17 protein-coding genes are annotated in these 21,094 nt (G+C 59.8%); 6 read left to right on the top strand and 11 right to left on the bottom strand.

Features of this window, described 5'->3' with window-relative positions; genetic code table 11:
- Nucleotides 1-120: 120 nt before the first annotated feature.
- A complete protein-coding gene (aqpZ, locus tag AC1DQM_RS18545) occupies nucleotides 121-819 on the top strand; it encodes an aquaporin Z (RefSeq protein WP_018926734.1) in 699 nt (232 codons plus the stop codon).
- Between the two features lie 34 nt (nucleotides 820-853).
- Here the strand turns inward: aqpZ and AC1DQM_RS18540 are convergent, their stop codons facing one another.
- Entirely contained in the window at nucleotides 854-1,978 is a 1,125-nt protein-coding gene (locus AC1DQM_RS18540; protein WP_019648024.1) for a GNAT family N-acetyltransferase, read from the bottom strand.
- Between the two features lie 278 nt (nucleotides 1,979-2,256).
- Here AC1DQM_RS18540 and AC1DQM_RS18535 point away from each other — a divergent pair, with 278 nt between their 5' ends.
- Nucleotides 2,257-3,579, top strand: a complete 1,323-nt coding sequence (locus tag AC1DQM_RS18535) for a putative porin (RefSeq protein WP_477743401.1) — start codon at nucleotides 2,257-2,259, stop codon at nucleotides 3,577-3,579.
- Nucleotides 3,580-3,710: 131 nt separating this feature from the next.
- Here AC1DQM_RS18535 and AC1DQM_RS18530 read toward each other — a convergent pair whose 3' ends face one another.
- The 5 genes from AC1DQM_RS18530 to aceK all read right to left on the bottom strand — a co-directional run bounded on the left by AC1DQM_RS18530 (nucleotide 3,711) and on the right by aceK (nucleotide 11,924).
- Nucleotides 3,711-3,947 (bottom strand): anti-sigma factor family protein, encoded by a 237-nt coding sequence (locus AC1DQM_RS18530; RefSeq protein ID WP_007934080.1) that lies wholly within the window; start codon nucleotides 3,945-3,947, stop codon nucleotides 3,711-3,713.
- A complete protein-coding gene (locus AC1DQM_RS18525; protein ID WP_018926737.1) occupies nucleotides 3,941-4,552 on the bottom strand; it encodes an RNA polymerase sigma factor in 612 nt (203 codons plus the stop codon). The genes AC1DQM_RS18530 and AC1DQM_RS18525 overlap by 7 nt, the downstream gene beginning before the upstream one ends.
- A gap of 155 nt (nucleotides 4,553-4,707) precedes the next feature.
- Nucleotides 4,708-5,829 (bottom strand): beta-ketoacyl-ACP synthase III, encoded by a 1,122-nt coding sequence (locus AC1DQM_RS18520; RefSeq protein WP_018926738.1) that lies wholly within the window; start codon nucleotides 5,827-5,829, stop codon nucleotides 4,708-4,710.
- A gap of 228 nt (nucleotides 5,830-6,057) precedes the next feature.
- Complete coding sequence (hrpA, locus tag AC1DQM_RS18515; RefSeq protein WP_018926739.1) at nucleotides 6,058-9,969, bottom strand: ATP-dependent RNA helicase HrpA; 3,912 nt, start codon at nucleotides 9,967-9,969, stop codon at nucleotides 6,058-6,060.
- 233 nt (nucleotides 9,970-10,202) lie between these two features.
- On the bottom strand, nucleotides 10,203-11,924 hold the full coding sequence (aceK, locus tag AC1DQM_RS18510; protein WP_018926740.1) for a bifunctional isocitrate dehydrogenase kinase/phosphatase: 1,722 nt from the start codon (nucleotides 11,922-11,924) through the stop codon (nucleotides 10,203-10,205).
- 128 nt (nucleotides 11,925-12,052) lie between these two features.
- Here aceK and AC1DQM_RS18505 point away from each other — a divergent pair, with 128 nt between their 5' ends.
- Nucleotides 12,053-12,961 carry a DMT family transporter gene (locus tag AC1DQM_RS18505; RefSeq protein WP_477746645.1) on the top strand — a complete coding sequence of 303 codons (909 nt, stop codon included), beginning with the start codon at nucleotides 12,053-12,055 and terminating at the stop codon, nucleotides 12,959-12,961.
- 107 nt (nucleotides 12,962-13,068) lie between these two features.
- Here the strand turns inward: AC1DQM_RS18505 and AC1DQM_RS18500 are convergent, their stop codons facing one another.
- Together AC1DQM_RS18500 and cysK are read right to left on the bottom strand one after the other, a co-directional pair.
- The gene (locus tag AC1DQM_RS18500) at nucleotides 13,069-14,007 is read right to left on the bottom strand and encodes an aspartyl/asparaginyl beta-hydroxylase domain-containing protein (protein WP_018926742.1); all 939 of its coding nucleotides are present in this window, start codon (nucleotides 14,005-14,007) and stop codon (nucleotides 13,069-13,071) included.
- A 212-nt stretch (nucleotides 14,008-14,219) separates the two neighbouring features.
- Nucleotides 14,220-15,194, bottom strand: a complete 975-nt coding sequence (gene cysK, locus AC1DQM_RS18495) for a cysteine synthase A (RefSeq protein ID WP_018926743.1) — start codon at nucleotides 15,192-15,194, stop codon at nucleotides 14,220-14,222.
- A gap of 126 nt (nucleotides 15,195-15,320) precedes the next feature.
- Here cysK and AC1DQM_RS18490 point away from each other — a divergent pair, with 126 nt between their 5' ends.
- From AC1DQM_RS18490 to AC1DQM_RS18480, 3 genes are all read left to right on the top strand, one after another.
- The gene (locus AC1DQM_RS18490; protein WP_477746644.1) at nucleotides 15,321-16,397 is read left to right on the top strand and encodes a DUF748 domain-containing protein; all 1,077 of its coding nucleotides are present in this window, start codon (nucleotides 15,321-15,323) and stop codon (nucleotides 16,395-16,397) included.
- A gap of 144 nt (nucleotides 16,398-16,541) precedes the next feature.
- Nucleotides 16,542-17,387 (top strand): AAA family ATPase, encoded by an 846-nt coding sequence (locus AC1DQM_RS18485; protein ID WP_018926745.1) that lies wholly within the window; start codon nucleotides 16,542-16,544, stop codon nucleotides 17,385-17,387.
- Nucleotides 17,388-17,408: 21 nt separating this feature from the next.
- On the top strand, nucleotides 17,409-18,587 hold the full coding sequence (locus AC1DQM_RS18480) for a vWA domain-containing protein (RefSeq protein ID WP_007934103.1): 1,179 nt from the start codon (nucleotides 17,409-17,411) through the stop codon (nucleotides 18,585-18,587).
- Between the two features lie 112 nt (nucleotides 18,588-18,699).
- Here the strand turns inward: AC1DQM_RS18480 and AC1DQM_RS18475 are convergent, their stop codons facing one another.
- The 3 genes from AC1DQM_RS18475 to AC1DQM_RS18465 are packed head-to-tail and all read right to left on the bottom strand — an operon-like array spanning nucleotide 18,700 to nucleotide 21,076.
- A complete protein-coding gene (locus tag AC1DQM_RS18475) occupies nucleotides 18,700-19,626 on the bottom strand; it encodes a 5-oxoprolinase subunit C family protein (protein ID WP_477746643.1) in 927 nt (308 codons plus the stop codon).
- On the bottom strand, nucleotides 19,623-20,327 hold the full coding sequence (gene pxpB / locus AC1DQM_RS18470; RefSeq protein WP_018926747.1) for a 5-oxoprolinase subunit PxpB: 705 nt from the start codon (nucleotides 20,325-20,327) through the stop codon (nucleotides 19,623-19,625). Before pxpB ends, AC1DQM_RS18475 begins: the two co-directional genes overlap by 4 nt.
- The gene (locus AC1DQM_RS18465; RefSeq protein ID WP_477746642.1) at nucleotides 20,324-21,076 is read right to left on the bottom strand and encodes a 5-oxoprolinase subunit PxpA; all 753 of its coding nucleotides are present in this window, start codon (nucleotides 21,074-21,076) and stop codon (nucleotides 20,324-20,326) included. Before AC1DQM_RS18465 ends, pxpB begins: the two co-directional genes overlap by 4 nt.
- Between the last annotated feature and the right edge of the window lie 18 nt (nucleotides 21,077-21,094).

The following is a 21,094-nucleotide window of genomic DNA, read 5'->3' as shown; positions in this document are numbered from 1 at the left end:
TTTTTTTATGGTCACTGGAATTCCGTAAAAATCCTGCTGTACTCAGCCAAGGTACTGGAGGTTCCGTAGTCCATCTGCTGGATGCACAACGACAGTGTTATCTCGATAGGGAAACTCGCTATGTCTTTGTTCAAACGTTCGGCTACAGAATTGGTAGGTACGTTCTGGCTGGTATTGGGAGGGTGCGGCAGTGCGGTCCTGGCGGCAGCGTTTCCAAACGTGGGGATCGGTTTACTGGGGGTGTCCCTGGCATTCGGTTTGACGGTACTGACGATGGCCTTCGCCATCGGCCACATCTCGGGTTGTCATCTCAACCCTGCGGTTTCAGTCGGACTGGTCGTCGGCGGACGCTTCCCAGCCAAAGAACTGCCCGCCTACATCATCGCCCAGGTGATTGGCGGGATCATCGCAGCGGCCTTGCTGTACTTCATCGCCAGTGGCAAACCCGGCTTCGAACTGGCCAGCGGCCTGGCGTCCAATGGCTATGGTGAACACTCGCCAGGCGGCTACTCGATGGCGGCGGGGTTTGTCAGTGAACTGGTGATGACCGCCATGTTCATCCTGATCATTCTCGGCGCCACCGATAAACGCGCCCCGGCCGGGCTGGCGCCCATCGCCATCGGCCTGGCGCTGACCCTGATCCATCTGATCTCGATTCCGGTCACCAACACCTCGGTCAACCCGGCCCGCAGTACGGGTCCGGCGCTGATTGTCGGTGGTTGGGCGATTCAACAACTGTGGCTGTTCTGGCTGGCGCCGATTCTGGGGGCGGTCATCGGTGGTGTGATGTACCGCTGGCTGGGCAAAGAAGACAGTTAATCTGCGCGACTGAGCCTGCAATCAACGGCGAAGATCAGCCTTGTCGATAAGGCAAGGCGGTCTTCGCCTCTTCTGCATACCCCAGCACCCCGACGCGTTCGCGTTCGAGGAAGTCTTTCACCGCCGACTTCAAGCCCGGATGGCGCAGGTAATGCCAGGAATGGGTGATCACCGGTTCAAAGCCACGAATCAGTTTGTGTTCGCCCTGGGCGCCGGCGTCGAAACGCTGAAAGCCGTTGGCAATGGCGTAATCCATACCCTGATAGAAACAGGTCTCGAAGTGCAGGCGATCGAACTCCGCCAGGCAACCCCAGTAACGGCCATAAAAGCTGTCGCCGCCGACCAGGCTGAAGGCCATGGCCACCGGCCGTGAACCTTGTTTGGCCAGCACCACGCGAATCGACTCTGGCATGCGCTCGGCCAGCAGACTGAAAAATTCCCGCGTCAGGTAAGGCGTCTGCCGACGCACCGCGTAGGTATTGGCGTAGCAGGCGTACACAAAGTCCCACTGCGCCTGGGTCAGCTGCCGGCCTTCCAGCCATTCGAAGTCGATGCCCTGCCCCGCCACTTGCTCACGCTCCTTGCGCATTTGCTTGCGCTTACGCGAACTGAGGGCGTCGAGGAAGTCCTGAAAATCCCGATAACCACGATTCTGCCAGTGGTACTGACAGCCAATGCGCTGCAACCAGCCTGGCTGTTCGGCCAATGCAGCGTCGGTGAACGGATCGGTGAAATTGATGTGGGCGCTGGAAAGTTTTTCTATCTCCAGATAACCCGGCAGGCTCTGCAAGAGTTCGAAACCGTCCTCGATCGTCGCAGCCAGCAATCGCGGCCCGCTGACCGGACTGAACGGCACCGCCGTCAACAGTTTGGGGTAGTAGTCGATGCCCGCACGCTCACAGGCATCGGCCCAGGCATGGTCGAACACGTATTCGCCGTAGGAGTGCCATTTGCGGTAACTGGGCAGCGCGGCGATCAGGCGCTCGCCTTCGACATGCAGCAGATGCTCGGGCTGCCAGCCGGAATGCGGGCCCAGGCTGCCGCTGTCTTCCAGTGAACCGAGGAACGCGTGGCGCAGAAACGGCTGATTCTCCGGCACCAGGGCATCCCAGGTACGGGCTGCGATTTGCGACAGTGTATGCAGACGTTGCAGCGGCATTTTCCTCTCCACATCTTGGCGTGACAGCTCCGCGAGTATCGCCGATCGCAGGGCGATCCACACGCGTCAATCCGATACAAGGCTCTGAATCGGGCATTTCGGAAACGTTTGTATCGTCATCGACCTGCCATCACTTCGCCACTGACCTGTCATAAACCATCGCGATACTGGCGCCTGTTTTTAGAGCGTCGGGTTCTACCCGGCCACTGTTTTCCGACCTTCAACTGTCGGTTGTGTCCAGGATGGTTCAGCCATCCCTCTCATCTTCGGAGATTGCTATGCGTCTTGCTTCCACGAAAACTGCGGCGGCCTTGTGTGGTGGCCTGCTGCTGGCCATGAGTGTTCCGGCCAGTGCCGCAGTCGACGCCAAACTGCTCGACATGCTCAAGGCTAACGGTTCTATTTCCCAGGCGCAGTACGTTGAACTGCAAACCGAACTGGCCAAGGATCAGAAGGCCCAGCAAATCGCGCAGCAGGCGCAGCAAGAGACCAACGAACAGATAGCGGTCGCCGCGAAGAAAGCCAACGAGTTGAGCGCCTTCGACCAGAAGCTGGCCTGGGCCGCCAAGACCCAGTTCAAGGGCGACGTTCGCGTACGCCAGGAAACGGTCAAGATCGACGGCGAACCCAACAACGGTGGCCGTGACAAGGATCGTCAACGCATCCGCGCCCGTCTGGGTGCCTACAGCGAAATCAACCCGCAAGTGGACACCGGCATCCGCATTGCCACCGGCGGCGGTGACGATGCTCGCTCGACCAACCAGGACATGGACAACTACTTCGACAAGAAGCAGATCTGGCTGGATCTGGGCTACATCGACTACCACCCGGACGCCATCAAAAACCTGCATGTGATCGGCGGCAAGATGCTGCAACCGTGGGTCAGCATGGGTGATGTGATCTGGGACAGTGATATCAATCCGGAAGGTCTGGCAGTGACCTACAAATACCCGCTGGGCAGCAGTGCCGAACTGTTCGGTAGCCTGGGCAACTACAACCTCAAGGACAACGTCGACGGCGAAGGCGTGCAATTTCGTCACGACCTGCGTCTGACCGCCGGCCAGTTGGGCAGCCGTTTCGCCATCACCGACAACCTGAAACTGACCGTCGGCGGCAGCGTCTATGCCTACCAGAACGACGAAGACAGCCGTTGCACCGGCACCTCCACACCGTGCGCCCTGGCCGTCAACGGCAACTCGGCCAACAACGAGTTCCGCCTGTACGAAGGCTTCAGCCAGATCGATATCGGCGGCCTGCCGATGCCGCTGTCGTTCTACGGCCAATACGTGAAGAACAACGATGCCGTGACCGATCAGGACACTGCCTGGCTGGTCGGTGCCAAGTCGAAAGTCTTCGGTTTCAACCTCGACTACAACTACCGCGACGTGCAGCGTAACGCCGTGGTCGGCGCCTTCACCGACTCGGACTTCGCCAACGGCACCACCGGTTCTCGCGGTCACAAGTTCAAAGTCGGTTACGACATCGACAAGAACTTCGCCCTCGGTGCCACTTACTTCCTGACTAAAGCCGACTTCTCCAGCCGTACCCAGCGTGATGCCAACACCAACACGCTGCAACTGGACGCGGAAGCGAAGTTCTAAGCTGCGAAGCCACACACTTCAAACGATGCGGTTTACATACGGTCGTGTCGTTTGAAGAGGTTCAACAGTCTGGCGCGGGGCAACGATCCCCATCATCCGTTCGTTTCACCCGCGCCGGCCTGTGCTTTCCTTCAGGAACGATCTTTACGCCGCTGCGCCGCCAGCCGCTCGGCCAGCGCCTCCACATCCTCGACCGGCTTCTGCGGCATCACCCGCAAGGTCGCCTGCATCAACCGCATCTGCCGAATGAATCGCCGACAATTGGGGCAAAACATCAAGTGATGCCGCATCATCAGACGCTCGCGAAAACTCAACTGGCCATCGAGATAATCACTGGAGCGCGCCACTTGTTCCTTACAGGTCAGCATTCGCCGGTTTCCTCAAAATGTTCTACGGTCGCAAAGACCTTCAACCGTGCCCGATGCAGCAGCACACGAACATTGGAGAGCGAGATTTCCAGAAGATTACAGATCTCCTCCAACTCCAGCCCCTGTCGCTCGCGCAACAGTAAAACACTGCTTTGCAGTTCCGACAGGCTGAGCAGCGTGTGCTCCAGGCATTCGCGCAGTTCGTTTTCAGTCAACAGCGCCTCTGGCGTGTCCTGATGCCAGGCAAACGGCGCCACCAGCCAATGACCATCGCTCGATGAAAAACGATCATCATCGATCGTGCCATGGGGCGACGGTAGGTCATCGAGCAACACTTCCCGGCGATTTTGCTTGTAGCGGCTCTTGGCCGAGTTGGCGGTGATAGTCAGCAGCCAGGTCTTGAGGCTCGAACGCCCCTCGAATCCGCTCAGGTTACGCACAACCGATAGCCAGGCATCCTGAACGATTTCGTCGGCATGCCGGTTGCCCACAATAGCGTAGGCCACCGCACGCATGGCGCTCTGATAAGTGCTGACCAACTCTTTGAAAGCCTTTTGTTCACCTGCCAGCAAGCGCTCAAGCAGTTGCGCGTCGTCAGCCGCCATTAACAACCCCCTTGTTCTGACCTCGAAAATGAAAACAGCAGGACTTCGCCTGTAGGCATCGTCCTGCTGGAATTTCCGAAAATTACAGCCTTCCGACTATTTCGAATGTAGGAAAAGTCATCACAAGCCAGAGGAAAGAACAACAACCCCTTCGATCAACGTTTGCGCAATATCACGCTGCCAATCGAATAACCGGCGCCGAACGAACTGAGCACAGCCAGCGAACCGCTGACCAGATCGTCCTGATTCTTGTGGAACGAAATCACCGAACCGGCGGAGCTGGTGTTGGCGTAGGTGTCGAGAATCACCGGGGCTTCTGCTTCAGTGGCTTCGCGGCCCAGCAGCTTCTTGACGATCAGGTGGTTCATGCTGAGGTTGGCCTGGTGCAGCCAGAAACGCTTCACGTCACTGACGTTGAGCTGGTTTTCTTCCAGGTGCGTGGCGATCAGCTCGGCAACCATCGGGCAGACATCGCGGAACACCTTGCGGCCTTCCTGGACGAACAGCTTGTCGGGGGCACCGATGCCCTCTTCCGCGGCGCGGTTGAGAAAGCCGAAGTTGTTGCGGATGTTGTTGGAGAACTTGGTCAGCAGTTTGGTGCTGACCACGTCGAACTGGTACTTGGAGGTCGCCAGATCGGCGCGCTCGATGATCACCGCAGTGGCGGCGTCGCCGAAGATGAAGTGGCTGTCGCGGTCACGGAAATTCAGGTGACCGGTGCAGACTTCCGGGTTGACCATCAGGATCGCCCGGGCCTGGCCCAGTTGCACACTGTTGGCGGCGGCCTGGATACCGAAGGTTGCCGAGGAGCACGCCACGTTCATGTCGTAACCGAAACCCTGGATACCCAGCGCTTCCTGAACTTCGATGGCGATGGCCGGGTAGGCGCGTTGCAGGTTGGAGCAGGCGACGATTACACCGTCGATGTCAGCGGCGGTCTTGCCGGCACGCTGCAAGGCTTGCTCGGCCGCGCCAATGGCCATCTGGCACAGCACCGACCACTCGTCGTTGGAGCGCTCGGGCAAGCGTGGCGTCATGCGTTGCGGGTCGAGGATACCCTCTTTGTCCATGACAAAGCGGCTTTTGATGCCGGAGGCTTTTTCGATAAACGCTGCGCTGGATTCGGTCAATGCCTGGATTTCGCCGCGCTCAATGGCCTCGGCGTTGTCGGCGTTGAACTGCGCGACGTAAGCGTTGAAAGACTGCACCAGCTCTTCGTTGGAGATGCTGTTGGCCGGGGTGTACAAGCCGGTGCCGCTGATGACGACGTTATGCATGGTCGTTTCTCTAATCCGTTCAGGCAGAAAGCGCTGGCACCGACGTACCAACACACAAAGGGTCTATTCCAGGTTCCGGACGCAAACCTGGCATCGCTTTATTCCGATCCGCCTGGGCCCGTGGAGGCTGAAAACCGCGGGGCCGGCGTTTATAGGCGCGAAGTTTGCCATAAACGCTGGCTTTTGGCGCCTTTTGCTGAGTCGAACTCATACCCGCTCCCACAGGGTTCAGGGCTCGACTTGTGTCCATTGCTTGCTCAAGCGCTTGTCGGAGATCGGCACCTTGGTTCCCAATTGCTGTGCGAACAGCGAAACCCGGTATTCCTCCAGCCACCAGCGATAAAGCTCCAGCTGCGGATCGCGCTTGCCTTCCTGGGCGTGTTTGTTGGCTCGGGTCTGGTATTGGGTCCAGAGGCCAGACAATTCTCCACTCCAGACCCGGTCCTTCTGCACCTGAGCACCGAGTTTCTCGAAACGCTGCTCGACTGCTTTCAGGTAACGCGGCAGTTCCTTGAGCCACGGCATCGGCGTTTCCCGCACGAACCCCGGGTACACCAGATGGCTGAGCTGCTGCTTGATGTCGTTCAAGGCCACGGCTTGCGCCAGGTCGATCTTGCCCTTGAAGCGTTTTTGCAGGCCGTGCCAGTGCTTGAGAATCTCCAGGGTCAGCCTGGCCAGACGCTCGGCGTGCTCGGTCCAGGCACCGCGTTTACGTTCGGCCAGGGACGCCAGTGCGGCACCATCGCGTGGCAACGGGTCTTCGCCGTCGAGGATGCAACTGTCCAGACTGGCCAGCAGAATGTCTTCCACCAGGCTGTCGATGCGCCCCAGCTCGCGGTACATCAGGCCCAACTCGGTCAGCCCCGGCAACTTGCCGCGCAAGAACTTCGCCGGCTCCGCCAGTTGTTGCATCAGCAAGCGCTGCAAGGCCCGGCGATGCTGGAACTCGGCTTCGGCCGGGGTCGAGAAACGTCCTTCCTTGACCGTCCCGGCCTCTTCCACCAGCGCCGGATACACCGTCATCGACAGTCCGGCGATCTTCTGCTGGGTTTTCTCGGCGACGGCGGCAAAGACTTTCGCCTCCACCGGTTGCTGGCTTTTCGCGGTTTGCGGCACGGCCAAGGCGGCCTGGCTGGCCTCGGCAAAGCGTGCGGTCAACTCCGCCAGATCACGCCCTTCGCCAAGGAACTTGCCCTGGCCGTCGACGATTTCCAGGTTCATCCGCAAATGGCTTTCGACCTGCTGCGACGCTTCGGCCCAGGCCTCATCGCTGACCCGTGCGCCGGTCATGCGCAATAACTCGCGACCCAGCGCCAGAGGCAATGAGCCCTCGCCGAAAGTCATGCGCTGCATCGCGGCTTTGACGAAATCCGGCACCGGCACGAAATTCTTGCGCAGGGCCTTGGGCAGGTTGCGCACCAGCGCAATGCACTTGGCCTCGATCACGCCTGGCACCAGCCATTCCAGGCGTTCCGGCGGCAGCATCGGCAACAGCGGTGCGGGCACGCGCAAGGTCACGCCGTCACGCGGATGGTTGGGCTCGAAGTGATAACTCAGCGCCAGTTCCAGGTCGCCGATGTGCAGGGTGTCGGGGTAATGCGCGGCGGTGACTTCACTGGCTTCGCGGGCCAGCACGTCTTCTTCGCGCATGATCAGCAGCTGCGGGTCTTTCTGGCTGTTGATCCGGTACCAACTGTCGAAGGTCGCGGTCTGATGGATCTCCGCCGGCAGGCGCGCATCGTAGAAGGCGAACAGGGTTTCTTCATCGGCCAGAATGTCTCGGCGACGCGCCTTGGCTTCCAGTTCGTCGAGCTGTTCCAGCAGTTGCTTGTTGGCCGTCAGGCACTTGGCTTTGGATTGAATCTCGCCACGCACCAAGGCTTCGCGAATAAACAATTCGCGGGACACCACCGGGTCGACCGGGCCGTAATGCACCGGCCGGCGTCCGACTACGATCAGCCCGAACAGGGTGATTTGCTCGAAGGCCACGACCTGCCCACGCCTCTTCTCCCAATGGGGTTCGAAGTGATTTTTCTTGATCAGGTGCCCGGCCAGCGGCTCGATCCAGTCGGCGTCGATCTTGGCGACCATCCGCGCGTAAAGCTTGGTGGTCTCCACCAGTTCGGCGGTCATCAGCCATTGCGGGCGTTTCTTGCCCAGTCCCGACGACGGGTGAATCCAGAAGCGTCGCTGACGGGCGCCGAGGTAATCGCCGTCTTCGGTTTTCTGGCCGATCTGGCTGAGCAAACCCGACAGCACGGCTTTGTGCAGCTTCGGGTAATCCGCCGGCTCTTTGTTGAGGCTCAGCTGCATGTCGCGGCAGATCAGGCTCAACTGGCGATGGGAATCGCGCCACTCGCGCAGGCGCAGGTAATTGAGGAAGTTCTTGCGGCACCAGTTACGCAGCGGACTGGCCGTCAGGGCCTGGCGCTGTTCTTCAAAACCCCGCCACAGATTGACCAGCCCGGCGAAATCCGAGTCCACGTCTTTCCACTGGGCGTGGGCCTGATCGGCGGCTTGCTGACGCTCCGGCGGACGCTCGCGCGGGTCCTGGATCGACATGGCGCTGGCGACAATCAGCACTTCCTGCAAGCTGCCGAGTTTGGCCGCTTCCAGCAGCATGCGGCCCATACGCGGGTCCACCGGCAGCCGCGCCAGTTGCCGGCCGAGCGGGGTCAGCTGGCTGTTACGATCCACCGCCGAGAGTTCTTGCAGCAGGTTGAAACCGTCGCTGATGGCCTTGCCATCCGGCGGTTCGATAAACGGGAAATCAGTGATCTCGCCGAGGCGCAGATGGAGCATCTGCAAAATCACCGCCGCGAGGTTGGTCCGCAGGATTTCCGGGTCGGTGAATTCCGGCCGGCCGATGAAATCTTCTTCGCTGTACAAGCGCACGCAAATACCCGGCTCGACCCGCCCGCAGCGACCTTTACGCTGGTTGGCACTGGCCTGGGAAATCGCTTCGATCGGCAAACGCTGGACCTTGGCGCGGTAGCTGTAACGACTGATGCGCGCGGTGCCGCTGTCGATCACGTAACGAATGCCCGGCACCGTCAGAGAGGTTTCCGCAACGTTGGTCGCCAGAACCACTCGACGCCCCGGATGCGACTGGAAAATCCGCTGCTGTTCGGCCGGCGACAACCGCGCATACAACGGCAGAATCTCGGTGTGCTTGAGCTGTGCCTTGCGCAGCATGTCCGCCGCGTCGCGAATCTCGCGCTCGCCGGGCAGGAACACCAGCACGTCGCCGGGGCTCTTGCGCTCACTGCGTTCGAACGCGGCGATTTCGTCGAGGGTGGCTAGGATCGCCTGATCCACGGTCAGGTCATCCTCGACACGGTTGCCCTCCTCGTCCTGCTCCAGGGTCAGCGGGCGATACCAGGTTTCCACCGGGAAGGTGCGACCGGAGACCTCGACAATCGGCGCGTCATCGAAGTGTTTGGAGAAACGCTCCAGGTCGATGGTGGCCGAGGTGATGATGACTTTCAGGTCCGGACGACGGGGCAGCAGGGTTTTCAGGTAACCGAGCAGGAAATCGATGTTCAGGCTGCGTTCGTGGGCTTCGTCGACGATGATCGTGTCGTAGCGCTCGAGGTAGCGGTCGTTCTGGGTTTCCGCCAGCAGGATGCCGTCGGTCATCAGTTTGATCAGGGTGTTGGCATCGCTCTGGTCCTCGAACCGCACCTGATAGCCCACCAGCGCACCCAACGGTGTCGCCAACTCTTCAGCGACCCGGCTCGCCACGCTGCGGGCGGCGATTCGACGCGGCTGGGTATGGCCGATCAGGCCGTGCTGGCCGCGGCCGATTTCCAGGCAGATCTTCGGCAACTGGGTGGTTTTACCCGAACCGGTTTCGCCGGCAATGATCAGCACCTGATGTTTGAGCAACGCCGCTTTGATTTCGTCGCGCTTGGCGGCGATCGGCAGGCTGTCGTCGTAGCGAATCACCGGCAGGCTGGCGCGCCGCGCCAACACCTGATCACAGGACGCCTGTGTGCGCGTCACCCACTGGGCCAGCTTGGCCTCGTCAGGTTTCTTGCGCAGCTCAAGCAACTGCCGCCGCAGCCGGTGGCGGTCGGCGAGCATGGCGTGATCGAGGTTTTTCAGCAGTTTGTCGATGGAAGGCGATTCGTCAGTCATCAGGTACGCAAAAGTCGTCTAGTGGCGCAGGAGGCGGATTGTCGCAGATTTGGGCACATGTCGACGAATGCAACCTGCTTTTGTGGCGAGGGGGCTTGCCCCCGTTCGGCTGCGAAGCAGCCGTAACCTGGCACTCGCGGTTTTTCTGAATCACCGCGCTGGCTGTTTTTTGGGGCGGCTTCGCCACCCAACGGGGGCAAGCCCCCTCGCCACAGTGTGTTCACTCAGGCGGTCTATTCGTTATCCAGGCCCTTGCGCCGATACGGAAACACATCAATCACCTTCCCCGCCCGAATCGCTTCCTGCAGCCCCTTCCAGTAATCGGCGTTGTACAGCTCGCCGTGCAACTGATCGAACAACTTTCGCTGCCCGGAATCGGCAAACAGGAACGGTGGAAACTCCTCGGGGAACACGTCCAGTGGCCCGATCGAGTACCACGGTTCGGAGGCCATTTCGTCTTCCGGCGTGCGCGGTTGCGGGATGTGGCGGAAGTTGGCTTCGGTCAGGAAGCAAATTTCGTCGTAGTCATAGAACACCACGCGACCGTGACGGGTGACGCCAAAGTTTTTCAGCAGCATGTCGCCGGGGAATATGTTCGCCGCCGCCAGTTGCTTGATCGCCAGGCCATAATCTTCCAGCGCCTCGCGCACCTGCGCCTCGTTGGCGTGTTCCAGATAAAGGTTCAACGGTGTCATCCGGCGTTCGGTCCAGCAGTGACGGATCAGCACCGTATCGCCCTCCACCGACACCGTGGACGGCGCCACTTCAAGCAACTCCTCCAGGCATGCCGGCTCGAACTTGCTCAACGGGAAACGGAAGTCGGCGAACTCCTGCGTGTCGGCCATGCGACCGACCCGGTCGACGCTTTTTACCAGGCGATACTTTTCGATCACCGTGGCACGGTCGACGTTTTTCGAGGGTGAGAAGCGGTCCTTGATGATTTTGAATACGGTGTTGAAGCCCGGCAGCGTAAACACGCTCATGACCATCCCGCGCACGCCGGGGGCCATGATGAACTGGTCGTCGGTGTTGGCCAGGTGATTGATCAGCGCCCGGTAGAACTCGGACTTGCCATGCTTGTAGAAGCCGATCGAGGTGTACAGCTCGGCGATGTGTTTGCCTGGCAGGATGCGTTTGAGAAAGCCGATGAACTCCGCCGGTACCGGCACATCGACCATGAAGTACGAACGGGTGAAGGAGAAGATGATCGACACCTCCGCCTCGTCGGTGATCAGTGCATCGATCTGGATGCCCCGCCCTTCGCGGTGCAGCAGCGGAATCACCAGTGGCCATTGATCGTCCTGGGTGAAGATGCGCCCCACCAGATAGGCGCCCTTGTTGCGGTAAAGCACCGAGGAAAACAGCTCGACACTCAGTTCCGGGTCCTTGCAGACCCAGTCCGGCAGGTTCTCGCGCAATTGCACTTCGAGACGGCGCAGGTCGCCGGGCAAATCGGCGTAGTCCTCGCTGAAGCGATAGTCGGTAAAAATACTCGCGAGCATGCCGGACAACTGGCCATGGGGCTTGTAGGTGCGGGTTTGCGCCGCCCGGGCGCGGCGCAAGCTTGGCCGTGTAGTGTGGATGAACATGCAGCCGTCGCTGATCAGGTCGTGGCTGAACAGCCCGCAGAAAATCGAGTTGTACCAGGTCTCGGACAGTTCATCGTCGAAGCGCAGGTCGATCAGGCTGATATAGGCGCTTTTGACCAACGGCCAGCTGCTGACGTCCATCAGCACATCGGCGGCGAACGACTGATGCAGGCGCCCGACCGTTTCGCCGACTTTCTCTTCGTAGAGGTTGATCCGCGCCGCCGACGCGACTTGTGTCGCCTGCCACTGGGCTTGCTCGAAGCGGCCTCGGGCACCGTCGGTGATCTGACGGAAATGCTCGCGGTAATCGTCAAAGCCATCGAGGATCATTCGGGCGATGTCGGCGGCTGGCCATTGCTGCGGCATGGTGAAACCTCTGCGGCTGTTCTTATCGTTGGAGCTTGAGCTTAGTGGCCCCGTGTGACGCAACGCAACCATTGCCTTGTACCCCGACTGGCGCGACACTTGCGCGCCAATCAAGGAAGGAAAGTGCTGTGAACCCCGTCGATATCCTGCGTTTGTTGTCACTTGCCGCCATTTGGGGGGCGAGCTTTCTGTTCATGCGCATTATCGCCCCAGTGATTGGCACAATCCCCACTGCCTTTTTCCGTGTATCGATTGCCGCTGTCGGGCTGCTGGTGATCGTCGGGCTGCTGGGTATCAGCTGGGATTTCAAAGGCAAACTCAAGACGGTGATGCTGCTCGGAGTGATCAACTCCGGGGTTCCGGCGACGCTCTATTCCGTGGCCGCGCAAGTGCTGCCGGCCGGCTATTCGGCGATTTTCAACGCCACCACGCCGTTGATGGGCGTGTTGATCGGCGGGTTGTTCTTCAGTGAAAAACTCACCGGAGCGAAGGTCTGCGGGGTGTTTCTCGGACTGTTTGGCGTCGGCATCCTCACCCGTGCAGGTCCGGTGGCGTTCGATATGCAACTGCTGATGGGCGCACTGGCGTGCCTGATGGCTACCACCTGTTATGGCTTTGCCGGCTTCCTCGCCCGCCGCTGGCTCGACCAGGCCGGCGGCCTCGACAGTCGCCTGTCGGCCCTGGGCAGCATGCTCGGCGCCACCTTGTTTTTGCTGCCGCTGTTCGGCTACAGCGTGATCAGCCAGCCACCGGCGAGCTGGGGCGGCTGGAGTGTCTGGTTGTCGTTGCTGGGATTGGGCTTGGGCTGCACCGCGTTTGCCTACATCGTTTACTTCCGTTTGCTCAGCTCGATCGGCCCGGTGAAGTCGATGACCGTGACCTTCATGATTCCACCGTTCGGGGTGTTGTGGGGCGCGCTGTTGCTGGATGAGCCGCTGTCGATGGCGCACCTCTATGGCGGAGTGTTGATTGCGGCGGCGTTGTGGCTGGTGTTGAAGCCAGCCGTGGTGAAGCCGGTTGAGGTGGTTGCCCGATAAAACGCCTTCGCAGGCAAGTCGGATCACTTACAAGGCCCGGAGCTCATGAGCAAGCGCGCATAAAAAAACCGCTCCCAAGGAGCGGTTTTTTCATTCCATGGTCGGCCTCAACCGAACAACCAATACCCCAACAACGTCAACACCACCACCGCCAGCACCGGTCGCAGCACGCGATAGGCTTTGGGGTTGCGGCGCTTCCACTGCTTGACCATACCGCTGAATTTGTCGCTGAAAGTCTTGCTCCAGGCATAAGCCTGGTTAATCCCGCCAACGCGCTCATCGTCAAGGTTCTGCGGCGCAGTAGCACGCCCCAGCCAGCCGCTGATCCAGCGGTTGATGCGGGTCATCAGGCGGTTGCTCAAGGGGCGTTCGATGTCGCAGAACAGGATGACGCGGGTTTGCTCGGTTTCGTTCTTGACCCAGTGCACGTAGGTTTCATCGAACATCACGTCTTCGCCATCACGCCAGGCGTAGACCTGACCGTCGACGAAGATGCGGCAATCGTCGGAGTTCGGCGTCGACAACCCCAGGTGATAACGCAGGGAACCGGCGAACGGGTCACGGTGCGGGTTGAGGTGGCTACCGCCCGGCAACAGGGCAAACATCGCGCCTTTCACATTGGGGATGCGGCTGACCAGCTCGACGGTTTTCGGGCAGAGCAATTCAGCCGATGGCAGCGGTTTGTCGTACCACTTGAGGTAGAAACGCTTCCAGCCCTTCTTGAAGAACGAACCGAAACCGGCGTCGTTGTTCTTTTCGGCGGCGCGAATGTAGCCCTCGTCGAACAGGTGCATGGCTTCGTCGCGGATAACTTCCCAGTTGTCCCTGAGCACGTCGAGCTCCGGGAACTTGCTGCGGTCCAGATAGGGCTTGGACGGCACACCGGAGAACAGGTACATCAAGGCGTTATAGGGCGCGAACAGGGCCGAGTGATTGACGAACTGACGCAGGACCGGCAAACGCGCCTTGCCACGCAAATGCACATAGAGCGTGCTGCCGAGGAACAGCAGCAACACCGACGCCTTCGCGACAAAGGAAAAGCTCATCTACGACTCCTTGAGAATAGGAAACTCCGCACAACGCCTTTTACCCGACGTGGCAGTCGGCCATGATAAACACTACCGGCCTCGGGAAAAACCCGTATTACTCAACATTCAGTGTTAAGGATTGTGCAATAAAGCACTTCTTAACATAGGGTTCCTGAACGGGGGCTGACCTGAATCAACCCCCTGATCGGCTTCAAAACAGCCATAAAATCTTATTGCTGATTTTCCTGTTCGGTAAACAAGTCACTGAACAGCATGCTCGACAGGTAGCGTTCGCCAGAGTCGGGCAGGATCACCACGATGGTTTTGCCCTGCATTTCCGGGGTTTCGGCCAGGCGTACAGCCACCGCCATGGCGGCGCCGCAAGAGATGCCACTCAAAATCCCTTCTTCTTGCATCAGGCGCAGGGCCATCGCCTTGGATTCGTCGTCGCTGACCAATTCCACTCGGTCGACCATCGACAGGTCCAGGTTCTTGGGCACAAAACCAGCGCCGATGCCCTGGATCTTGTGGGGGCTCGGTTTGATCTCTTCCCCGGCGATCGCCTGGGTGATCACCGGGGACACCATTGGCTCCACCGCCACCGAGAGAATCGGTTTGCCCTGGGTATTCTTGATATACCGCGAAACCCCGGTAATGGTTCCACCCGTTCCGACGCCCGCCACCAGCACGTCGACCGCACCGTCGGTGTCGTTCCAGATTTCCGGGCCGGTGGTTTTTTCGTGGATGGCCGGGTTGGCCGGGTTTTCGAACTGCCCCGGCATGAAGTAGGTGGACGGATCACTGGCGAGGATTTCGGCAGCTTTCTCGATCGCGCCTTTCATGCCCTTGGCCGGCTCCGTCAACACCAGTTCGGCGCCAAGGGCCTTGAGCACCTTGCGTCGTTCGATGCTCATGGACGCGGGCATGGTCAACATCAACCGATAACCACGGGCGGCGGCAACGAATGCCAGGCCGATACCGGTATTGCCCGAGGTCGGTTCGATGATGGTCATGCCGGGCTTGAGTTTACCGCTGCTTTCAGCATCCCAGATCATGTTCGCGCCGATTCGGCACTTGACCGAATATCCAGGGTTGCGCCCTTCGATCTTGGCCAGAATGGTGACACCGCGCGGGGCGATACGGTTGATCTGCACCAGCGGCGTATTGCCGATGGAGTGGGCGTTGTCAGCATAGATACGGCTCATGGCTGGGTCCTTATACCGCGTTGAATTAGCCCACCAAGGTATGCCTGTTGCTCGAGGTCGTCCAGTCAATCGAACGTCCGGTTAGCACAGCAGTCAATCGCTTTATACCGCCAGAGATTTGCTGCCATGAAGCGTCGATACAGTTGGCCTCTGTGGACCCTCGCCGGCCTCTTTTTATTGCTGGTTGCCCTGCACATCACCCTGCCCTATCTGGTACGCGACTACCTGAATGAGAAACTGGCGGACATGGGCGATTACCGGGGACAGATTACTGACGTGGACCTGGCCTTGTGGCGTGGCGCCTACAAAATCAACGGGCTGAAAATCGTCAAGGTCGAGGGCAAGGTCCCGGTGCCGTTCGTCAACGCGCCATTGATCGACCTCTCCGTCAGCTGGCACTCGCTCTGGTACGACCACGCCGTGGTGGCCAAGGCGCAGTTCGACAAACCCGAGGTGAACTTCGTCGATGGCGGCGCCAACAAGAAAAACTCCCAGACCGGTCAGGGCACCGACTGGCGGGCACAGTTGGAAAAATTGCTGCCGATTACCCTGAACGAAGTGCGGATCAACGATGGCCGGGTCACCTTTCACAACTTCAATTCAAAACCACCCGTGAACCTGAGCGCTACTCAGGTCAATGCCAACATTTACAACCTGACCAACGTAGTCGACACCAAAGGCAAACGCGATGCCCGTTTCGATGGCAAGGCGCTGTTACCGGGGAATGCACCGCTGGAAACAACGGCAACCTTCGATCCGCTGAGCAATTTCGAAGACTTCGAGTTCCGCCTGCGCGCCAGGGACCTTGAACTCAAACGCCTGAACGACTTCGCGTCGGCCTACGGCAAGTTCGACTTCAATGCCGGCCATGGCGACCTGGTCATCGAGGCCAAAGCCAATAAGGGTCAACTCACCGGATACATCAAGCCACTGTTGCGGGACGTCGAAGTGTTCAATTGGCAACAGGACGTGGAGAACAAAGACAAAGGGATTTTCCGCTCCATTTGGGAAGCGCTCGTCGGCGGCACCCAGAATGTATTGAAGAACCAGGCGAAAAACCAATTCGCCACTCGCGTCGAACTCAAGGGCAACGTGCATCAGCGGAATATCAGCGCGTTCGAGGCGTTTTTGCAGATTTTACGCAACGGTTTCATCCAGGCGTTCAATGCCCAGTACGAACGACCCAAACCGGATGCGGGATGAGTCACGAAGTGACGCCCCATTCAGAGACTGAATAACCCGTCTGCGTTCACAGTCGACCGACCTGCGCGTTATAGTCGAGCCTGACCATTTATTGCGCCCCGCCCTGCCTCGCTCAGGTCGGCGTTACCGTTCGAGGATTAGCAGATGAAGTTCGAAGGCACCCAGGCCTACGTCGCCACCGATGACCTGAAGCTGGCGGTCAACGCCGCTATCACCCTGGAGCGGCCACTGCTGGTCAAGGGTGAGCCAGGCACCGGCAAGACCATGCTCGCCGAGCAACTGGCCGAGTCCTTCGGCGCCAAGTTGATTACCTGGCACATCAAGTCCACCACCAAGGCGCATCAAGGCCTGTACGAGTACGACGCGGTCAGCCGTCTGCGGGATTCGCAACTGGGCGTGGACAAGGTCCACGACGTTCGCAACTACCTGAAAAAGGGCAAGCTCTGGGAGGCGTTCGAGTCCGAAGAGCGGGTGATTCTGCTGATCGACGAAATCGACAAGGCCGACATCGAGTTCCCCAACGACTTGCTGCAAGAACTCGACAGGATGGAGTTCTACGTTTACGAGATCGACGAGACCATCAAGGCCAAGAAACGTCCGATCATCATCATTACCTCCAACAACGAAAAAGAACTGCCGGACGCCTTCCTGCGCCGCTGCTTCTTCCACTACATCGCGTTCCCGGATCGCGTGACGCTGCAGAAGATCGTCGACGTGCACTACCCGGACATCAAGAAAGACCTGGTCAGCGAAGCGCTGGACGTGTTCTTCGACGTGCGCAAGGTGCCGGGCCTGAAGAAGAAGCCCTCGACCTCCGAACTGGTGGACTGGCTGAAACTGCTGATGGCCGACAACATCGGCGAAGCGGTATTGCGCGAACGCGATCCGACCAAGGCCATTCCGCCGCTGGCAGGCGCCCTGGTGAAGAACGAACAGGACGTGCAATTGCTTGAACGTCTGGCGTTCATGAGCCGTCGCGGCACTCGCTAAGTACCAATAAGGGCGATCGCCATGCTGCTCAATCTGTTCAACGAAATGCGCGCAGCCAAGGTGCCGGTCTCGGTGCGTGAGCTGCTGGACCTGATCAACGCGCTGAAACAGCGCGTGACCTTCGCCGACATGGACGAGTTTTATTACTTGTCGCGGGCGATCCTGGTGAAGGACGAACGGCATTTCGACAAGTTCGACCGGGCGTTCGGTGCCTACTTCAATGGTCTGGAAAAACTCGACGATCACCTTCAGGCGTTGATCCCCGAAGACTGGCTGCGCAAGGAATTCGAACGCTCCCTGACCGACGAAGAGCGGGCCGCGATCCAGTCCCTCGGCGGCCTGGACAAGCTGATCGAAGAGTTCAAGAAGCGCCTGGAAGAACAGAAAGAACGCCATGCCGGCGGCAACAAATGGATCGGCACCGGCGGCACCAGCCCGTTCGGTTCCGGCGGTTTCAACCCGGAAGGCATTCGGGTCGGCGATGCCGGTAAGCGTCAGGGCAAAGCGGTGAAAGTCTGGGATCAGCGCGAGTACAAGAACCTCGACGATTCGGTGGAACTGGGCACGCGCAACATCAAGGTCGCCCTGCGTCGCTTGCGTAAATTCGCCCGTCAGGGCGCGGCGGAAGAACTGGACATCGACGGCACCATCGACCACACCGCGCGCGATGCCGGGTTGTTGAACATCCAGATGCGTCCGGAGCGGCGCAACACCGTCAAGTTGCTGCTGCTGTTCGACATCGGCGGCTCGATGGATGCCCACGTGAAGATCTGCGAAGAGCTGTTCTCGGCCTGCAAGACCGAGTTCAAGCATCTGGAGTACTTCTACTTCCACAACTTCATTTATGAATCGGTGTGGAAGAACAACATGCGCCGCACCTCCGAGCGCACCGCCACCCAGGACTTGCTGCACAAGTACGGCGCCGACTACAAAGTGATCTTCATCGGCGACGCCGCCATGGCGCCCTATGAAATCACCCAGGCCGGCGGCAGCGTCGAGCACTGGAACGAAGAAGCCGGTTACGTGTGGATGCAGCGCTTCAAGGAAAAGTACAAGAAGCTCATCTGGATCAACCCGTACCCGAAAGACACCTGGGGCTACACCTCGTCGACCAACATCGTGCGGGATTTGATCGATGATCAAATGTATCCGCTGACGTTGCGGGGGTTGGAGGAAGGGATGCGGTTTCTTTCCAAATAAAGATTGTTGTTGTCTGTGATGCCGCCTTCGCGGGCAAGCCTCGCTCCTACAGGTTTCGGTGTTCGTGCGTCATGCATTGAACCTGTAGGAGCGAGGCTTGCCCGCGAAGCTTTTAACGGTTAACAAACCGGCGCAAATACTCGACTTGTTCGCGATGCGCGACGTCCTGCACCACCGGTTTCAACCGCACCGTCGCCCCCGGCAGACACTGCGCCAGCCGCGCCAACGCCAACGGTGTCAACGCCCCCAACCGCGGATAACCGCCAATGGTCTGCCGGTCATTGAGCAGCACAATCGGCTGCCCATCCGGCGGCACCTGGACCGCCCCCAGCGGGATGCCTTCGGAAATCATCGGCTTGCCCTGATACTGCAATGCCGCTCCCAACAGACGAATGCCCATGCGATCGGCGCGACTGTCGAGGGTCCAGGCGCTGTTGAATGCGTCAAACAGACTCTGCCCGCTGAATTCACCGATTTGCGCACCAAGCACCAGGTCCAGCGGCGTATCGAGGTTGAAATCCGGAACGTGCTCGCGAGGCAGTTCCCGTACCAGCAGCGGCGCCTCGGTGGAGTACTTCAACGACGATCCCTTGGCCAACGCCCGGCCCATGCCGTCGAGGCCGCCGAGTTCCTCACGCACCACAGTCGCAGTGCTGCCCAGCACCTTCGGCGCATCAAACCCGCCTGGTGCCGCGAGGTACGCCCGAGCGCCAAGCAACGGTTGCGTGAATTGCAATCGTTGACCTTTGCCCAGTTTGAAACTGCGCCACGGCGCCAGGGGCTGGCCATCAATCTGCGCCCCAAGATCGGCACCAGCCAATGCCAGCAAGCAATCGTCCTCGGCCACCACACTGAACCCGCCGAGGGTGATTTCGATCACCGATGCATCCAGCCCATTGCCCAGCAACCAGTTGGCCCACGACATCGACCGCCAATCCAGCCCGCCGCCCTGGGTCACGCCCAGATGCCGCACACCAAATCGCCCGGCGTCCTGCAACAGGCAAAGCGGTGTACTTGCTTCAATCGTCAGTCGGCTCATGCCAAGGTCTCCAACGGCGTGTCGTCACCGCCCAGGTTGATGAACTCGGCATGACTGACCGCCTCGAAGCGCACCGTGTCGCCCGGTTGCATCAAGCTGTAGCCGTCGCGTTCACGGTCGAACAATTTGGCCGGTGTGCGACCGATCAGGTTCCAGCCGCCGGGGGACACTACCGGATAAGCCGCCGTCTGGCGTTCGGCGATGCCGACACTGCCGGCGGCGACTTTTTTGCGCGGGGTACTCAGACGCGGTGCGGCCAACACTTCTTCCACCAACCCCATGAACGCGAACCCCGGCGCGAAGCCCAACGCGAACACCTGATACTCGTGTTCGCTGTGACGGCGGATCACTTCATTCACCGCCAAGCCGCTACGCTGGGACAACAGGTTCAACTCCGGCCCAACGCTCAAGTCATACCAGACCGGCAGCACATGGCATTTACCCTTGGCCCGAGCGTTGGGCGTCAGATCGATCAGGGCTTGAGCGATCAACTCCCGGGCCTGGGCCGGGTTCAATGCCATCAGATCGTAATGCACCATCAACGTTGTGTAGGACGGCACCAGATCGATCAAATGGCTGGCGAATGCTTCTCGCAAACGCTCACTGGCAGCCAGCATCCACGGCATGTTGGCCTCGGCAATTTCATCGAACAGGCGCACCATCAGGCAATCGAGCGCCACCACTTCCACCCGTGGTTTCATGATGCGCTCTGCTGATTCAAGGCCTCGCGAATGCGCCGCACGGCGGCCACCGAACTGGCGTTGTCACCGTGTACGCACAAGGTATTGGCCTGCAAGTGCAAGGCGCTGCCATCGTTGGCCGTGAGGTTGTCACCGCGGGCAATGATCAGCGCCTGTTCGATGATTTTCTCGGGATCGTGATGCACCGCCCCCGGCAGTTGCCGCGAGACCAGCATTCCGACGCTGTCGTAAGCGCGATCGGCGAAGGCTTCAAACCACAGGGTCACGCCGTATTCGTCGCCCAACTGCTGGGCGGCACTGTTGTCGCGAGTGGCCATCAGCATCAGCGGCAGCGTCCGGTCATAGGCCGCCACGGCCTGGATCACCGCGCGCAATTGCGCCGGGTTGGCCATCATGTCGTTGTACATCGCGCCGTGAGGTTTGACGTAACTCACCCGCCCGCCCTGAGCCCGGCAAATGCCGTCGAGGGCACCGATCTGGTAGTGCAACAGGTCCTGCAGTTCCTGGGCGGTATACGCCATGGAGCGGCGGCCGAAACCGACCAGATCCTGATAGGCCGGATGCGCGCCGATCTGCACGCCGTTGCTCAGGGCCAGGCTGACGGTCTTGCGCATGATGCTCGGGTCGCCGGCATGGAAACCGCAGGCGATGTTGGCGCAGTCGATGAAGGGCATGACCTCGGCGTCCAGACCCATGGTCCAGTTGCCGAAACTCTCGCCGATGTCGCAGTTCAATAGCAGGCGGTTCACGGTGAACACTCCTGTAGG

It is taken from the genome of Pseudomonas sp. 01L34, from assembly GCF_056400265.1.
This window is presented reverse-complemented; position numbering and strand designations above follow the sequence as displayed.

What these genes read in the sequence shown, in the direction of transcription:
- aqpZ (WP_018926734.1), top strand. Translation starts at nt 121, where the DNA reads ATGTCTTTGTTCAAACGTTCGGCTACAGAATTGGTAGGTACGTTCTGG.
- AC1DQM_RS18540 (WP_019648024.1), bottom strand. Translation starts at nt 1,978, where the DNA reads ATGCCGCTGCAACGTCTGCATACACTGTCGCAAATCGCAGCCCGTACC.
- AC1DQM_RS18535 (WP_477743401.1), top strand. Translation starts at nt 2,257, where the DNA reads ATGCGTCTTGCTTCCACGAAAACTGCGGCGGCCTTGTGTGGTGGCCTG.
- AC1DQM_RS18530 (WP_007934080.1), bottom strand. Translation starts at nt 3,947, where the DNA reads ATGCTGACCTGTAAGGAACAAGTGGCGCGCTCCAGTGATTATCTCGAT.
- AC1DQM_RS18525 (WP_018926737.1), bottom strand. Translation starts at nt 4,552, where the DNA reads ATGGCGGCTGACGACGCGCAACTGCTTGAGCGCTTGCTGGCAGGTGAA.
- AC1DQM_RS18520 (WP_018926738.1), bottom strand. Translation starts at nt 5,829, where the DNA reads ATGCATAACGTCGTCATCAGCGGCACCGGCTTGTACACCCCGGCCAAC.
- hrpA (WP_018926739.1), bottom strand. Translation starts at nt 9,969, where the DNA reads ATGACTGACGAATCGCCTTCCATCGACAAACTGCTGAAAAACCTCGAT.
- aceK (WP_018926740.1), bottom strand. Translation starts at nt 11,924, where the DNA reads ATGCCGCAGCAATGGCCAGCCGCCGACATCGCCCGAATGATCCTCGAT.
- AC1DQM_RS18500 (WP_018926742.1), bottom strand. Translation starts at nt 14,007, where the DNA reads ATGAGCTTTTCCTTTGTCGCGAAGGCGTCGGTGTTGCTGCTGTTCCTC.
- cysK (WP_018926743.1), bottom strand. Translation starts at nt 15,194, where the DNA reads ATGAGCCGTATCTATGCTGACAACGCCCACTCCATCGGCAATACGCCG.
- AC1DQM_RS18490 (WP_477746644.1), top strand. Translation starts at nt 15,321, where the DNA reads ATGAAGCGTCGATACAGTTGGCCTCTGTGGACCCTCGCCGGCCTCTTT.
- AC1DQM_RS18485 (WP_018926745.1), top strand. Translation starts at nt 16,542, where the DNA reads ATGAAGTTCGAAGGCACCCAGGCCTACGTCGCCACCGATGACCTGAAG.
- AC1DQM_RS18480 (WP_007934103.1), top strand. Translation starts at nt 17,409, where the DNA reads ATGCTGCTCAATCTGTTCAACGAAATGCGCGCAGCCAAGGTGCCGGTC.
- AC1DQM_RS18475 (WP_477746643.1), bottom strand. Translation starts at nt 19,626, where the DNA reads ATGAGCCGACTGACGATTGAAGCAAGTACACCGCTTTGCCTGTTGCAG.
- pxpB (WP_018926747.1), bottom strand. Translation starts at nt 20,327, where the DNA reads ATGAAACCACGGGTGGAAGTGGTGGCGCTCGATTGCCTGATGGTGCGC.